We start from the raw sequence: 15,437 nt of genomic DNA on the forward strand, positions 1-15,437 counted from the left end.
CTTGCCGCGGCGGGGCTTGTCCTAGACTCGGCGGCATGCCGGGTCTGCCCGCCTTCTGTACGAGGCCCCGCGACCTGCGTCGCGGGGCCGCTCTGACGCTGGTCTTCCTCGTCTGCGTGGGCACCGCCGCGGGCACGGGGTGCTGGTCCTCGCCGGACGCGCAGGAGACGGGCACGGCCTTCCTGGCGGGCGCCGGCGCACCGGACCGGCCCCCGGCCCCCGGGACCGGGACCGGGACCGGCACCGCCGACCGGGAGGCCGTCGCCCGGGCCGCCGCCGAGGCCGTCGCCGAGGGGAAGTCGGGCAAGAAGGCCGCCCAGGAGGTCGTCAGCCGCAGCGGCGACCGCTGGGGCACCGTCTACGACCGGGGCGAGTACGCCGCCTTCGCCGAGGAACTCGACGGCCGCTGGACCGGGGTCGGGCTCTGGGCCGGACGCCGCCGGGACGGCCGGATCGAGGTCGACCGGGTCCAGCCGGACAGCCCCGCCGACCGGGCCGGCCTGCGGGCCGGGGACCGGCTGCTGAGCGTGGACGCCCGGAGCGTGACCGGGCTGGAGGTGGCCGACGTGGTGGCGCTGCTGCGCGGGGAAGCGGGCACTCCGGTGGCGCTCGGCCTCAGCCGGGACGGCGCCGGCCTCACCGTCACCGTCCGGCGCGCGCAGCTGCGTACCGAGCCGGTGACCGTACGCCGCCTCGCGGGCGGCATCACCGTGATCAAGGTGGCCTCCTTCACCCGGGGCTCCGGGGACCGCGTCAGGGCGGCCGTCCGCGAGGCCCCGCCGGGCGCCGGGGTGATGCTGGACCTGCGCGGCAACCCGGGCGGGCTGGTCACCGAGGCGGTGGCCGCGGCCTCCGCGTTCCTGGACGGCGGGCTCGTGGCGACGTACGACGTACGCGGCTCCGAGCGCGCCCTGTACGCCGACCCGGGCGGGGACACCGCCCGTCCCCTCGTGGCCCTCGTCGACGGCGGCACGATGAGCGCGGCCGAGCTGGTCACCGGCGCCCTCCAGGACCGCGGCCGCGCGGTGACGGTGGGCACCCGCACCTTCGGCAAGGGCTCGGTGCAGATGCCGACGGAGCTCCCGGGCGGCGCGGTGGCGGAGCTCACGGTGGGCACGTACCGCACCCCGGCGGGCCGCAGCCTCGACGGCGGGGGCATCACCCCGGACCTCGCGGCCGGCGACGGGGCGGAGGAGCGGGCGCGCACGGTATTGGGTGGCCTCGGGGTGGGGTCGTAGTGCGAAAATGACCGCACTATGGCTAAGGAAAAAGGGCGCAAGCTGATCGCCCAGAACAAGAAGGCCCGGCACGACTACGCGATCATCGACACCTACGAGTGCGGGATCGTCCTGACCGGCACCGAGGTCAAGTCCCTGCGCCAGGGCCGGGCCTCGCTGGTGGACGGCTTCGTGTCGGTGGAGGGCCGCGAGGTCTGGATGTACAACGTGCACGTCCCGGAGTACAGCCAGGGCACCTGGACCAACCACAGCGCCCGGCGCAAGCGCAAGCTCCTCATGCACCGCGAGGAGATCGACAAGCTGGAGCGCAAGGCCGAGGAGTCGGGCCACACGGTCGTCCCGCTGTCCCTGTACTTCAAGGACGGCCGGGCGAAGATCGAGATCGCGCTGGCGAAGGGCAAGAAGGAGTACGACAAGCGCCAGACCCTGCGCGAGAAGCAGGACACGCGCGAGACGCAGCGCGCGATCTCGGCGGTCCGGCGCAAGCAGCGGGGCACGGTTTAATCTCCTGGCACCCGGTGGTCCACTTCGCGTACCATGGGGTTCAGCACCGGCCCTCCGGGGTCGGAGCACTTTGTTAACAAAACATGGGGATGATCGGTTTCGACAGCGGCTGTCGATGCAGGGGAAGCGAGCCGAGGAAGCGGCAATGATCTCGCTAACCACATGTCGCAAAAAATAATCGCCAACACCAAGAGCGATAACTCCCGCTTCACCCTCGCTGCCTAATAACAGTGAGCTGAAGCCTCTGTGAGGAGCGTCAGCCCGGAAGTGGTCCCGGTCCGGATCCTGGCGTCAACAAGGGATCTAAACCTCTAGCCCCGGTCACGGGGGTTGGAGGGAAACCAAACAGTGACTGAGCCCGTCGGAGACTTGTCCGTGTGATCTCCGGGGCCGAGAAAATCGCAGCGGACTGCGCTCGGAGAAGCCCTGCTTCTGCACCGTTGGACGCGGGTTCGATTCCCGCCATCTCCACTCATCCCATGTGGGCGAAGGCCCCGCAGCCTGTTGGCTGCGGGGCCTTCGTCATGCCGGGGGTCAGTCGGCGTAGTGGTAGCGGGCCTTGAGGATCTTCACTTCCTTGTCGTCGGCCCGGTAGACGAGCCGGTGCTCGTCGTCGATCCGGCGGGACCAGTAGCCGGACAGGTCGCCCTTGAGCGCTTCCGGTTTCCCGATGCCCTCGAAGGGTGCCCGCTGGACTTCGCCGATCAGGCGGGTGATGCGCTTGGCCATCTTCCGGTCCGCGGCGAGCCAGTAGAGGAAGTCCTCCCAGGCGTCCGGGTCGAAGTGGACGCTCCTCACTCCTCACCGGCCAGCGCGTTCAGCTCGTCCATGCTCTTGGCGATGCCGGCCGTGCCCTGCCGGTCGCGCGCGACGGCCTCCATGAGGCGGCGGGCGTTCGCCGGCGAGCGCAGCAGGTAGACGGTCTCCTGCCAGGAGTCGTAGTCCTCGGCCGACATCAGGACGGCGTCGCCGTTCTTGGAGCTGATGCGCACCGGGGTGTGGTCGTTGTTGACGCGCTCGATCAGGGGGAAGAGGGTCTTGCGGGCTTCGCTGGCGCTTATGGGCATGGCTGCTCTCCCTCTCAGAGTGGTACCTGGATACGGTACCGCTCTCGTACCGGATTCGGGTACCGGAGGGTGTGCGAGAAGGCCCCGCAGCCTGTTGGCTGCGGGGCTTTCGTCATGCCGGGGCGTGACGCCGGGGGCTCAGCAGTACGGGACCTTGTTCAGGTTCAGGGCGTAGCGGGCGGCGATCCAGCCGCGGCCGTCGGCGAGCTTGTACCAGATCGGGTTGTCGCCCACGGTCTGGCCGTTGACCTTGCACTGGAGCGCGACGACGGTGTTGGCCGCGATCTTGCCGGTCTTGCCGTAGCCCGTGCCGGGGCCGGAGCGGATGCCGAGGCCCTGGCCGGAGGTGACGATGCGGGCCTTCGGGGTGGCCTTGTGGCCGCCCTTGCCGTGGTCGTCCTTTCCGCCCTTGCCGTGGTGGTCGTCCTTGCCGTGGTGGTCACCGCACTTCTTGCAGGTGCCGCCGGGCTTACCGGTGTCGCCCTTCTCGCCCTTCGGGCCGGGGATGCCCTGGGGGCCCGCCGGTCCCTGCGGGCCGGGCTTGCCGTCCCTGCCGGGCCGGCCGTCGGCGCCGGGCTTGCCGTCGTGGCCGCGGGGGCCGGGCTTGCCGTCCTTGCCGTTCTTCCCGTCGCGGCCGTCCCGGCCGTCCTTGCCCGGTTCGCCCTTGGGGCCCTGGGGGCCTCCGGCGGGGCCGGGTTCGCCCTTCGGGCCCTGCGGGCCCCGGGCGCCCGTGTCGCCCTTCACGCCCTGCGGGCCGCGGGGGCCTGCCTTGCCGTCCTTGCCGTTCTTCCCGTCGCGGCCGTCGCGGCCGTCCTTGCCCGTGTCGCCCTTGGGGCCCTGCGGACCTGCGGGGCCCTGGGGGCCTCCGGCCGGGCCGGTCTCGCCCTTCGGGCCCCGCGGTCCGCGCTCGCCGGTGTCGCCGCGGTCGCCCTTGGGGCCGCGCTCGCCGGTTTCCCCGCGCTCGCCGCGGTCTCCCTTGTCGCCCTTCTCGCCCTTCTCGCCCTGCGGGCCCGGGCGGCCCGGCTTGCCGTGGTGGCCGGGCCTGCCGTCGTGGCCGTCGTGGCCCGGGCGGCCGTCGTCGCCCTTCGGGCCCGTCACCGGGGTGGCGACGGCGAACAGGGCGGGGGCGTCGGTGCCGTTGGACCACTCGCCGCCGTCCAGCGTCGTGCCCTGGGGGGCCTTCGGGTCCACCTTCAGGGTCACCGCCAGCCGCGTCTGCGTATCGGCCGGGAAGGCGAAGCCGGCGCGGGTGCCCGCGTCGCAGGTCAGCAGGCGCGCGTCCGCCGAGCGGGTGCAGGAGCCGGCCGCACGCCGGCCGTCCCAGTAGAAGCGGGCCTCCGGGAAGGTCGTCCGCTCCGGGGCGGTGATCCGGAAGGTGCTGCTGCGGGCCGGTTCCTGGCCGTTCACGGCCGCGATGACGACGCGGCCCGTCTTGCCGGGGGCGATGGAGGGGACGTACGGCTGGAAGAACCGGATCTCGGACGCGTCGGCCAGGGCCGGTACGGCCGGCACCAGGCAGGACGCGGTGACGGCCGCGACGACGAGGGCCGAGGAGACGGAGCGGGAAGCAGGCAAGGGGAGTTCCTCCGCGAAGGGAAGGGCCGCTGGGGGAAAGCACCCCCAGTTATGCGGGATCGCGCGGAGGAGTGGTGCGTACCACGCGGGCGCGTCACTCGCCCGCCGGAACAATACGGATAAATCGGGAGGTTGTGGCTGACAGGGCCAGCGCGAGCAGGGCGGCGCCGGCCGGGAGGGCGTAGGCCGCGGTGGAGCCCAGCCGGTCGACGGCCTGGCCCGCGCCGGCGGAACCGGCCGCGATGCCCGCCAGGATCGCGGTGACGGCGAGGCTCATGCCCTCGTTCAGGCGGCCGGGCGCAGTGGCCCGCTGCACCAGCGCCATGGCGCCCACCATCACCGGCGCCGTGGCCATCCCGGCCAGCAGCAGGGCCCCCGCCAGCAGCGCGAGGGAGCCGGTCGCGGCGGCCGCCCAGGGCAGGGCCATCGCCGCGGACAGCGCCAGCAGGCAGGTGCGCAGGCTCCGCGGGCGGCGCGTCCCGTAGAACAGCCCGGCGGCGCAGGACCCCGCCGCCTGGAGCGCCAGTACCGGCCCCGAGGTGCCGCCGAGGCCCAGGGCGGCGAGGTGGGCGATGGAGGCCACCTCCATCGAGCCGAACACCGCACCGGCGGCCAGGAGCAGGCCCAGCAGCGGGAGCAGGGCGCGCAGCGGCGACGGTCCCAGGGCGGCGGCCGGCGCCCCGGTCGCGGGGGGTTCGGTGGCCCGGTGCGCGGTGAAGACCAGCATGCCGGTCAGCAGCAGGGCCGCTCCGGCGAGGGTGCCCGCCTCCGGGAAGGCGGCGGTGCACAGGAAGGCCGCCAGGACCGGGCCGAGCATGAAGCACAGCTCGTCCGCGGCCTGTTCGAAGGACATCGCGGTGTGCTGCTCGGAGCGGGGCAGCAGGTGGGTCCAGCGGGCCCGGGACATGCCGCCGATGTTGGGGGTCGTCGCGGTGGCCGCGTACGAGGCGAACAGGGTCCATGCGGGGGCCTGCGTACGCACGCACAGGACCAGGGAGAGCGAGCCGAGGACGGCGATCACGGTGGCCGGTACGGCGACCCGGGCCTGCCCGTGGCGGTCGACCAGCCGGGCCGTCCAGGGCGCGACGAGGGCGGTGGCGGCCAGCCCGGTGGCGGTGACCGCGCCGGCCAGGGCGTACGAGCCGCGCTGCCCGGCGATCATCATCACGGCGCTGACGCCGAACATGCCCATCGGCAGCCGGGCCAGCAGGTTCCCGGCGGTGAACCCGCGCGTGCCGGGGCGGGCGAAGAGACGCACGTACGGGCCGCGGACACGGTCACGGGCCGGGGCGGCGGCGACGCCGGCGGGGGCGGGCGCGGACGCGGACGCGGGCGCGGTGGACGCGGCCGGGGCGGGCCCCAGGGCACGGGACGCGGCCGGGGACGGGGCGGACGCCCGGGCACGGGACGGGGACGGGGCGGACGCCCGGGCGCGGGACGGGGCGGCCGGGGACGGGGCGGCCAGGACCAGGGTGCTGCCGGTCACGGCCATCAGCGGGGATTGTTGCGGCATGCACCGAGCCTGCGGCCCGCCCCCGGCCCCGGTCCAACACCTGTTCCGGGACCATTCACGCGCTCACGTTGTCAATCGCCGGGTTAACCTGCGGGGATGACCGCCCGTGACGTCGACCCCCGCCTGCTGCGCGGCTTCCTCGCGGTCGCCGAGGAACTGCACTTCTCCCGCGCCGCCGCCCGCCTCTACATCGCCCAGCAGGCCCTCAGCCGCGACGTCCGCCGCCTGGAACAGACCCTCGGCACAGCACTGTTCCTGCGCACCACCCGCACCGTCGAACTCACCCCCGACGGCGAACGCCTGCTGCCCCACGCCCGCGAAGTGCTCCGCGCCCACGAGGAACTCGCCGCCGCCTTCGCCGGACCACCCTGCGCCCTCCTCGTCGACATGAACACCGACGGCCCCAGCACCGGCCGCCGCGTCCTCGAACGCGCCCGCGAACTCGCCCCCGGCTGCGAACTGATGGCCCGCTTCGAGAGCGGCCTCACCCACGCCGCCGGCGAGATCGCCGCCGGACGGCTCGACGTCTCCTTCGGGTACGCCGCCGGACTGGCACCCGCCCTGCGCGCCCGGCTCGACCACCGCCCCGTACGCCACGAACCCCTCGCCGTGCTGCTCCCCGAGGACCACCCGCTGGCCGCCCTGGACCGCGTACCGCTCGCCGCGCTCGCCGGCGAGACCGTCTACGCGGGAGCCGGCAACCCCCGCACCCTGGAGTGGACCGGCCTGGCCCGCGAACTCCTCGCCGGACGCGGCATCGCCGTCGCCCCGCCCGCCCCCGTCGCGATGGGCAAGGAGGAGTTCGGCCGCGTCATGGCCAAGACCCGCAACCCCGTCCTCGCGACCGTCGGCTTCCTCGACATGCCCGGCAGCGTCAAACGCCCCCTCGTCGACCCCGTACCCCTCTCCCCGCTCGCCATGGTGTGGCGCAAGGGCCACCGCCACCCCGGCCTCGACGCCCTCCACCGCGCCGTGACCGAACTCCAGAACACCGGCGGCTGGCTGGAAGTCCCCCCGGACAGCTGGCTCCCCGCAGCGCTCACACCCGGCCCGGACGGCGGGTGAGTGCACGGTTTCCCACCGGTCATCCGGCGGGGACCGGGACCGAAACGCGCCGTTCCTAGCCTCCTCACCACAGAGCACGACAGCTGTGGAGGGTGGAGGCGTGTGATGACCGCTGCGACGACCGCACCGCGCAGGGGAGGCCGCTGGATCGAGCGGTGGGACCCCGAGGACGAGGCCTTCTGGACGGAGACCGGGGAACGGACCGCCCGCCGCAACCTCCTCTACTCCGTCCTCTCCGAGCACATCGGCTTCTCCATCTGGTCCCTGTGGTCCGTGATGGTCCTCTTCATGGGCCCCCAGTACGGCATCGACCCGGCCGGCAAGTTCTTCCTCATCGCCACCGCCACCTTCGTCGGCGGCCTCGTCCGCATCCCCTACACCTTCGCCGTCGCCCGCTTCGGCGGCCGCAACTGGACCGTCGTCAGCGCCCTGCTCCTCCTCGCGCCGACGATCGCCGCCCTCGTCGTCATGGAACCCGGCACCTCCTACGGCACCTTCCTGGCCGTGGCCGCCCTCACCGGCGTCGGCGGCGGCAACTTCGCCTCCTCCATGACGAACATCAACGCCTTCTTCCCGCTCCGCAAGAAGGGCTGGGCCCTCGGCCTCAACGCGGGCGGCGGCAACATCGGCGTCCCCGTCGTCCAGCTCGCCGCCCTGCTCGTCATCGGCACCGCCGGAGCCGGACACCCCCGGCTGCTGCTGTGGACCTACCTGCCGCTGATCGTGCTCGCCGCCGCCCTGGCCCTCGTACGCATGGACAACCTCGCGCCGGTCCGCAGCGACGGCGGCGCCGTCCGCGAAGCCGCCCGCGAGGCCCACACCTGGATCATGGCCTTCCTCTACGTCGGCACCTTCGGCTCCTTCATCGGCTACGGCTTCGCCTTCGGGCTCGTCCTCCAGACGCAGTTCGGACGCACCCCGCTCCAGGCCGCCTCCCTCACCTTCATCGGTCCGCTCCTGGGCTCCCTCACCCGCCCCGTCGGCGGGGCACTCGCCGACCGGTTCGGCGGCGCCCGGATCACCCTGGCCACCTTCGTGGCGATGGCCGCCGCGACCGCAGTGGTCCTGCTGGCCTCCGTACGCGCGTCCCTGCCGGTGTTCCTCACCGGCTTCGTGGCGCTCTTCGCCCTCAGCGGCCTCGGCAACGGCTCCACCTACAAGATGATCCCCGGCATCTTCGCCGCCAAGGCCCTCGCACGGGGCCTCGACGGCGAAGCGGCCGCCGCCCACGGAAGGCGCCTCTCCGGCGCCTCCATGGGACTCATCGGAGCCGTCGGCGCGCTCGGCGGCCTCGCCATCAACCTCGTCTTCCGCTCCGCCTTCCTCCAATCCGGCTCCGGAACGGCCGCCTTCGCCACCTTCCTCGGCTTCTACGCGGTGTGCTGCGCCATCACCTGGGCGGTATACCTTCGCCGGCCCACCGCCACCCCGGCCCCCGCCGCCGACGGACAGGACGGGAAGAGGCCCCAGCTCACCTCGGTGTGAGGCACGGCCGAGGCGGTCACCGGCCGGTTAACCGACCGGAAATGCGGTGGAACCGAGCCTGACACGCCGCGTTGGCAGGCTCGGAACACCCCCGACGCACACCTTCTGGGCAAGGCAGGCAACCACGATGGACGACGCCACGCACGGCCCCCTGGCCGGATTCACCGTCGGAGTCACCGCCGCCCGCCGGGCGGACGAACTGATCGCCCTGCTGCGCAGGCGCGGAGCCACCGTCATCCACGCCCCCGCCCTGCGCATCGTGCCCCTCGCCGACGACGGCGAACTCATGGCCGCCACCAAGGAACTCGTCGACGACCCGCCCGACGCCGTCGTCGCCACCACCGCCATCGGATTCCGCGGCTGGATCGAAGCCGCCGACGGCTGGGGCATCGGCGAACAACTGCTGGAACGGCTGCGCACCACCGAACTGCTCGCGCGCGGCCCCAAGGTCAAGGGCGCCGTACGGGCCGCCGGACTGGTGGAAGCCTGGTCCCCGCAGTCGGAATCGCTGGCCGAGGTACTGGACCGGCTGCTCGCGGCCGGCGTCGCCGGGCGGCGCATCGCGCTCCAGCTGCACGGAGAACCCCTCCCCGGATTCGTGGAGGCCCTGCGCGACGGCGGGGCCGAGGTGGTCCCCGTACCGGTCTACCGGTGGATGCCGCCCGAGGACCTCGCACCCCTGGACCGGCTGCTCGACACCATCGCCGTCGGGGCCGTGGACGCCGTCAGCTTCACCTCCGCGCCCGCCGCCGCCTCCCTGCTGTCCCGCGCCGCCGAACGGGGACTGCGCGAAGCCGTCCTGGAGTCCCTGCGCGGGCCCGTCGCGGCAGCGTGCGTCGGGCCCGTCACCGCACTGCCGCTCCAGGCCGAAGGGGTGGACACCGTCCAGCCGGAGCGGTTCCGGCTCGGGCCCCTGGTGCAGGTGCTGTGCCGCGAACTCCCCGGCCGGGCACGGGTCCTGCCCGTCGCCGGACACCGCCTGGAGATCCGGGGGCACGCCGTGCTCGTCGACGACGGGCTGCGCCCGGTCCCGCCCGCCGGGATGGCCCTGCTGGCCGCGCTCGCCCGGCGGCCCGGCTGGGTGGTGTCCCGGGCCGAGCTGCTGCGGGCGCTGCCGGGAGCGGGCACCGACGAACACGCCGTCGAGACGGCGATGGCCCGGCTGCGGGCGGCCCTGGGGGCGCCGCGGCTGATCCAGACGGTGGTCAAGCGGGGGTACCGGCTTTCGCTGGACGCGGGGGAGGGCGAGGGCTGGAGCACCGCGGCGGGGATCCGCTAGCGTGCCCGGATGATCATCAACGGGGTGGAGATGAAGGGCCTGGCGGTCGAGCACGCCGCCGGGCTGGCCGACGTACTGACGCGCAACCGGGCCGCCATGGCGCCGTACGAGCCCCTGCGGAGCGAGGCCTTCTACACGGAGGCCGGGCAGCTGGCCCGCATCGAGGGGATGCTGGAGGAGCGCGACGCGGGCCGGCTCGTCCCGTACGTGTTCGTCGAGGCGGGCGGGGGCGCCGTGGTCGGAGCGATGAACCTCGGCAGCATCGCGCTCGGCCCCCTGTGCAGCGGCGGCGTCGGCTACTGGATGGACCGGGACTGGCACGGCAAGGGCCTGGCCACCGCAGGGCTGGCGGAAGTCCTCCGGGCCGCCCGCGAGGACTTCGGGCTCCACCGCGTGGAGGCGCAGACGCTGGTCGACAACCACGCCTCCATACGGGTCCTGGCCAAGAACGGCTTCACCGAGATCGGACTCGCCCCCCGGTACCTCCACATCAACGGAGCCTGGCGCGACCACCGCCTCTTCCAGCGCGTGCTGCACGACGAGGCACCCGCCGCATAGCCACCCCTCCCGCCCCGCGCGGGGGCTTCCGCTTCCCGCCCGCCGACGGCACTCTGGGGAGGCGGTCCGGTCCCACGGCGACGAGGCGGCGACGAGGCGGTGACGGGCATGTGGACGGGCACGACGGGCACGACGGGCGTGCGTACCGGGATGCGTACGGGCATGCGCGCGGGGATGTGGTTCGACTCCGGGCGGGTGTGCCTGGACCTGCTGGCCACGGACGGCCTCGAAGGAGCCGGTTCCGGATGCCGGGAGGGGATGGGGGAGGGGCTCCGGGAAGGGCTCCGGGAAGGGGGCCGGGGAGGCGCCGGGCAAGGGTCCGGCGAAGGGCTCCGGGAGGGGCTCCGGGAGGGGCTCCGGGATGGTGATGCGCTGCGGCTGTGGCTCGTCGGTGCCGGCCTCGTCCCCGACCACACCCCGCTCCGCCGGCTCGGGCCCGACTGGGTGGAGGCCTTCCGCGCGCTGCGCCACGACGTGGGCACCCTCGTACGGGCCGAACTCGCCGGCACCGGCCCGGAGGAGGAAGCCCTGGCCCGGGTGAACGCGGCCGCCGCGGGACCGCCCCCGGGCGTGTGCGCGGTACGGAACCAGGAGGGCCACCTCGTCCGGGAACTCTGCGGCGGGGTGGAGTGCGCCGGGATGCTGGCCACGGTGGCCCGGGACGCGGTGGAGCTCCTCACCGACCCGGGGGACCTGGCCCTGATCCGGTCCTGCGAGGGCGACGGCTGCGCCCGCCTCTACCTGGACACCTCCCGCGGCCGACGCCGCCGGTGGTGCTCCAGCGAACTGTGCGGCAACAGGGAGCGGGTGGCCCGCCACCGGCGCCGCGTGCGGGAGGTGGCGGGGGCGGGGTGAGCGGGATCCCCTGGGGCGGTCTCAGGGCGGGTTGGGGGCTTCCCGTCAGTCCCATCGTCCTTCCGGTTCGGGCCGGTCCCTCAAGGGCGCTCCTTCGTCGCGTCACTTCGTGATCGCCTTCGGCGACCCTTGACCGACCGACCCGAACCGGAAAGCCGAAAGACTGCCGGGAAACCCCCAAAGAAACGGGACGGACGATCCTTGGAGGGGCGGGCCCGTCAGGGACCTGGAGAGGGGCCGGGCGCCGGCCCGCCCGACATACGGCCCCCACGTCCGTGATTCCGGGCCAGGAGCGCGACCACCCGCACGAGAGGCCGATCAGAGCTCCCTCCAGACCCCCCAGACGCGTCAGATCGCTACGCGCTCCTCCCGGCATAGCGTCCGCCGACCGTCCTGGGCTGATACCCGCACGAGAGGACGAACAGGGCAGCCCACGGAGCGGACGGGCGCGTCAGATCGCTACGCGCTCCTCTCTTCTCGGCGTCCGGCGACCGTCTGTGGCTGATACCCGCACGAGAGGACGAACGGATCAGCCCGGCGATCCGACAGGCCGGAGGCCGGACCCACACGCGTGATGAATCGATCCGCTGGATCATCGGTTCCGGCGCGTCACCCCGGCTCCACCTGTTCGGGTCACGTGGTTCCCGGACAGGCCCTGGCTAGGCTTCGGGCGTGAACGACACGACACATGGCATACGCGTCCGGCGCGGCGTCCTCGCGGACGCGCCGGCCGTTCTCGACCTGCTCGACGGGGCTGTCGCGTGGATGAACTCCCGTGGCAACACCGAGCAGTGGGGCACCACGCCGTACTCGCAGAAGCCCGGCGGGGTGGAGCGGGTCGAGCGGTACCTGACCGAGAACGAGCCCTGGATCGCGGAGCTGGACGGTGTTCCCGTCGGGGCCATGGTGCTGGACTCCGGTCCCAGTCCCCAGATGCCGATCAAGCCGGCCGAGGAGGCCGAGGTGTACGTGCGCCTGCTCGTCTCCGACCGCAGGCGCGCGGGTCTGCGTATCGGTGCGGTCCTGCTGGCGCACGCCGCCGACGAGACGCGCCGGGCCGGCCTGGAACTCCTGCGGGTGGACTGCTGGGCGGGCGGCGGGGGCGAGCTGGTCGCCTTCTACGAGCGCAACGGTTTCACCCCGACCGAGGCCTTCCTGTCCGGCGCCTGGCCGGGCCAGGTCCTGGCCCGCCGCCTCCCCTAGCCATCCGTCGCGGTCTGACGCGCCCGTCGGATCGCCGGGCTGATCCGTTCGTCCTCTCGTGCGGGTATCAGCCACAGACGGCCGCCGGACGCCGAGAAGAAGAGGAGCGCGTAGCGATCTGCCGCGCCCGTCCGCTCCGTGGGCTGCCCTGTTCGTCCTCTCGTGCGGGTATCAGCCCAGGACGGTCGCCGGACGCTGAGACGGGAGGAGCGCGTAGTGATCTGACGCGCCCACCGGCTCCTTGGGCTGCTCTGGTCGTCTTCTCGTGCGGGTGGTCGCGCCCCTGGCCCGGGATCACGGACGTGGGGGGGCGTATGTCGGGCGGGGCCGGCGCCCGGCCCCTCGTCTCAGCGCTGAGGGACCCGCTCCTCCAAGGATCGTCCGTCCCGTTTCTTTGGGGGTTTCCCGGCAGTCTTTCGGCTTTCCGGTTCGGGTCGGTCGGTCAAGGGTGGCCGAAGGCCATCGCGTAGCGACGCGACCGAAGGGAGCGCCCTTGAGGGACCGGCCCGAACCGGAAGGACGATGGGACTGACGGGAAGCCCCCAACCCTCCCCGAGGCCGTCCGAGGGGATGCCGTCCCCGCCCGCCCACCCGACCCCCGAGACCGGCGTGCGGAGAGCGGTTGGATTCGCGTACGGTTGACGGTCGCCCATGCACGTCAGAAGGGGGCCTTGGTGGCCGCGCAGAATGCCGCTGTCGACAGCACGGCGGATTCCGTTCGCGATCGGGAGATCGCGGTCGAGCAGACGCATCTCGATCAGGTGTACCGACGCCTTGAGGAGAAGATCCACGAGGCCGAGTTCCTCATGAACGACGCCGCCAAGCGCGGCCAGGTGGGCACCCCCGGGGCGCTCGCCGAGCGGGACGCGCAGGTGTTCCGCGCCGGGATCCACCTCAACCGGCTCAACAACGAGTTCGAGGACTTCCTCTTCGGCCGGATCGACCTCGTCCTCGGCAAGGACGGGGAGCGCGGCCCCGACGGGGCCTACACCTCCGTCCAGCCCGCCGACGACGCGATCCGCGCCGATCTCACCGCCGACATCGCGGAGACCCTGCACATCGGCCGGATCGGCGTGCTCGACTCCGACTACTCGCCGCTCGTCATCGACTGGCGGGCCCCGGCGGCCGCGCCGTTCTACCGTTCGACCCCCAAGGACCCCGGCCGCGTCATCCGCCGCCGCGTGATCCGCTCCAAGGGCCGCAAGGTGCTCGGTGTCGAGGACGACCTGATGCGCCCGGAGGTCACGGCCTCCCTCGACGGACGGGAGCTGCCCGCCATCGGCGACGGCGCGCTGATGGCCGCCCTCGGGCGGGCCCGTACGCACACCATGCGGGACATCGTCTCGTCCATCCAGGCGGAGCAGGACCTGGTGATCCGCGCCCCCGCCGCCTCCGTCGCGGAGGTGGCCGGCGGGCCGGGCACCGGGAAGACGGCCGTGGCGCTGCACCGTGCCGCGTACCTGCTCTACCACGACCGCCGCCGTTACTCGGGCGGCATCCTGATCGTCTCGCCCACCCCCCTGCTCGTCGCCTACACCGAGGGCGTCCTGCCCTCGCTCGGCGAGGAGGGCCAGGTCGCGATCCGGGCGCTCGGGTCCCTCGTCGACGGCGCCGAGGCGACCACGTACGACGAACCGTCCGTGGCCCGGATCAAGGGCTCCTCCCGCATGCTCAAGGTGCTCCGCAAGGCGGTGCGGGGCGCCCTGGAGCTGGGCGAGGCGCCGGAGCGGCTGCGCGTGGTGGCGTTCGGCCGGCGCGTGGAGCTGGAGGCGCCGGAGCTGAACCGGATCCGGCAGAACGTGCTCGGCGGCACCGCCCCCGTGAACCTGCTGCGCCCGCGCGCCCGCAAGCTGCTCCTGGACGCCCTGTACGCGAAGACGGGCGCGTCCGGCCGGCACAGCGACCCGGAGCTGGCGGCCGAGCTGCGCAGCGCGTTCGACGAGGACATCTCCACCGAGGACGACTTCCTCGGCTTCCTGAACGCCTGGTGGCCGGAGCTGACCCCGCGCCGGGTGCTGGCGGCGATGGCCGACGAGCGGTGGCTGGGCCGCTGGTCGCGGCGGGACCTGAACCCGCGCGAGACGCGGCAGCTGGCGCGTTCGCTGCGCCGGGTGGGCGCGGACGGCTCCGGCCCGCTGTCGGTGCACGACGTGGCCCTGCTGGACGAGCTGAACCAGCTCCTCGGCGCGCCGGCGCGCCCGAAGCGGAAGCGGGAGCTGGACCCGTTGGACCAGCTCAGCGGGCTGGAGGAGCTGATGCCCACCCGCGAGGAGACCCAGTGGGAGCGGGCCGAGCGGATCGCGGCCGAGCGGACCGAGTACGCGCACGTGATCGTGGACGAGGCGCAGGACCTGACGCCGATGCAGTGGCGGATGGTGGGCCGGCGGGGCCGGACGGGTACCTGGACGGTGGTCGGTGACCCGGCGCAGTCCTCGTGGACGGACCCCGACGAGGCGGCGGCGGCGCGGGACGAGGCGCTCGGCTCCCGGCCGCGCAGGCGGTTCACGCTGACCGTGAACTACCGCAACCCGGCGGAGGTCGCCGAGGTGGCGGCCCGGGTGCTGGAGCTGGCGATGCCGGGCATGGAGCCGCCGACGGCGGTGCGCTCGACGGGCCTGGAGCCCCGCTTCACGGCGGCCGGGGAGGACCTGGGCGCGGCGGTGCGGGAGGAGACGCGGCGGCTGCTGGAGCAGGTGGACGGCACGGTGGGCGTGGTCGTGGCCATGGACCGGCGTGCGGAGGCCGCGGGCTGGCTGGCGGACCTGGGCGAGCGGGCGGTGGCGCTGGGCAGCCTGGAGGCCAAGGGCCTGGAGTACGACGCGACGGTGGTGGTGTCCCCGGCGGAGATCGCGGCGGAGTCCCCGGCGGGTCTGCGGGTGCTGTACGTGGCGCTGACGCGTGCGACGCAGCAGCTGACGGTGGTCTCGGCGGCGGGCGACAAGCCGGGCGCGGACGGCGTCCCGGAGCTCCTGCGGCCGTAACGCGCCCGCCGGCCCGCCGGTCGCCGCAGCCCCGCCGGAGCCCCGGTGGAGGCCCGCCGGGGCCGCCCTGGGCCGTCCGGCCCGGGGCGGCGTCCTGGCCGGCCCGGCTTCGCC

General features: G+C 73.8%; 13 protein-coding genes and 1 other RNA gene. 10 read left to right on the plus strand and 4 right to left on the minus strand.

All coding sequences use genetic code 11. The annotated features are described in order from the left end of the window. The first annotated feature begins 35 nt into the window (after positions 1-35). The 3 genes from ABD973_RS20015 to ssrA all read left to right on the plus strand — a co-directional run bounded on the left by ABD973_RS20015 (position 36) and on the right by ssrA (position 2,216). Positions 36-1,238, plus strand: coding sequence for a S41 family peptidase (locus ABD973_RS20015; protein WP_345501279.1), 1,203 nt, complete (start codon positions 36-38; stop codon positions 1,236-1,238). Between the two features lie 18 nt (positions 1,239-1,256). Further along, entirely contained in the window at positions 1,257-1,742 is a 486-nt protein-coding gene (gene smpB, locus ABD973_RS20020; protein WP_345501281.1) for an SsrA-binding protein SmpB, read from the plus strand. An 85-nt stretch (positions 1,743-1,827) separates the two neighbouring features. Beyond that, positions 1,828-2,216: a transfer-messenger RNA gene (gene ssrA, locus ABD973_RS20025) on the plus strand. A gap of 60 nt (positions 2,217-2,276) precedes the next feature. Here the strand turns inward: ssrA and ABD973_RS20030 are convergent. The 4 genes from ABD973_RS20030 to ABD973_RS20045 form a co-directional block, all read right to left on the minus strand. Further along, positions 2,277-2,540, minus strand: coding sequence for a Txe/YoeB family addiction module toxin (locus ABD973_RS20030; RefSeq protein ID WP_125601863.1), 264 nt, complete (start codon positions 2,538-2,540; stop codon positions 2,277-2,279). Then, the gene (locus tag ABD973_RS20035; protein WP_125601867.1) at positions 2,537-2,809 is read right to left on the minus strand and encodes a type II toxin-antitoxin system Phd/YefM family antitoxin; all 273 of its coding nucleotides are present in this window, start codon (positions 2,807-2,809) and stop codon (positions 2,537-2,539) included. The genes ABD973_RS20030 and ABD973_RS20035 overlap by 4 nt, the downstream gene beginning before the upstream one ends. A 138-nt stretch (positions 2,810-2,947) precedes the next feature. Further along, a complete protein-coding gene (locus ABD973_RS20040) occupies positions 2,948-4,384 on the minus strand; it encodes an SH3 domain-containing protein (protein WP_345501285.1) in 1,437 nt (478 codons plus the stop codon). Between the two features lie 94 nt (positions 4,385-4,478). Beyond that, positions 4,479-5,897: an MFS transporter gene (locus ABD973_RS20045; RefSeq protein ID WP_345501287.1), complete on the minus strand. Its 1,419-nt coding sequence runs from the start codon at positions 5,895-5,897 to the stop codon at positions 4,479-4,481. Positions 5,898-5,993: 96 nt separating this feature from the next. Here ABD973_RS20045 and ABD973_RS20050 point away from each other — a divergent pair, with 96 nt between their 5' ends. The 7 genes from ABD973_RS20050 to ABD973_RS20080 all read left to right on the plus strand — a co-directional run bounded on the left by ABD973_RS20050 (position 5,994) and on the right by ABD973_RS20080 (position 15,323). Further along, positions 5,994-6,962 (plus strand): LysR family transcriptional regulator, encoded by a 969-nt coding sequence (locus ABD973_RS20050; protein WP_345501289.1) that lies wholly within the window; start codon positions 5,994-5,996, stop codon positions 6,960-6,962. Between the two features lie 105 nt (positions 6,963-7,067). Then, the gene (locus ABD973_RS20055) at positions 7,068-8,447 is read left to right on the plus strand and encodes a nitrate/nitrite transporter (RefSeq protein ID WP_125821277.1); all 1,380 of its coding nucleotides are present in this window, start codon (positions 7,068-7,070) and stop codon (positions 8,445-8,447) included. Between the two features lie 127 nt (positions 8,448-8,574). After that, on the plus strand, positions 8,575-9,726 hold the full coding sequence (locus ABD973_RS20060; protein ID WP_125821276.1) for a uroporphyrinogen-III synthase: 1,152 nt from the start codon (positions 8,575-8,577) through the stop codon (positions 9,724-9,726). A 9-nt stretch (positions 9,727-9,735) separates the two neighbouring features. Then, positions 9,736-10,284, plus strand: a complete 549-nt coding sequence (locus tag ABD973_RS20065; RefSeq protein ID WP_125821275.1) for a GNAT family N-acetyltransferase — start codon at positions 9,736-9,738, stop codon at positions 10,282-10,284. A 150-nt stretch (positions 10,285-10,434) separates the two neighbouring features. After that, on the plus strand, positions 10,435-11,139 hold the full coding sequence (locus tag ABD973_RS20070) for a CGNR zinc finger domain-containing protein (protein ID WP_425586118.1): 705 nt from the start codon (positions 10,435-10,437) through the stop codon (positions 11,137-11,139). A 672-nt stretch (positions 11,140-11,811) separates the two neighbouring features. Then, complete coding sequence (locus tag ABD973_RS20075) at positions 11,812-12,342, plus strand: GNAT family N-acetyltransferase (RefSeq protein ID WP_345501294.1); 531 nt, start codon at positions 11,812-11,814, stop codon at positions 12,340-12,342. Between the two features lie 674 nt (positions 12,343-13,016). Continuing rightward, positions 13,017-15,323 (plus strand): HelD family protein, encoded by a 2,307-nt coding sequence (locus tag ABD973_RS20080; protein WP_345501296.1) that lies wholly within the window; start codon positions 13,017-13,019, stop codon positions 15,321-15,323. The last annotated feature ends 114 nt before the right edge of the window (positions 15,324-15,437 follow it).

This window comes from Streptomyces racemochromogenes (assembly GCF_039535215.1).
In the GTDB taxonomy this organism is placed as follows: Bacteria; Actinomycetota; Actinomycetes; order Streptomycetales; family Streptomycetaceae; genus Streptomyces; species Streptomyces racemochromogenes.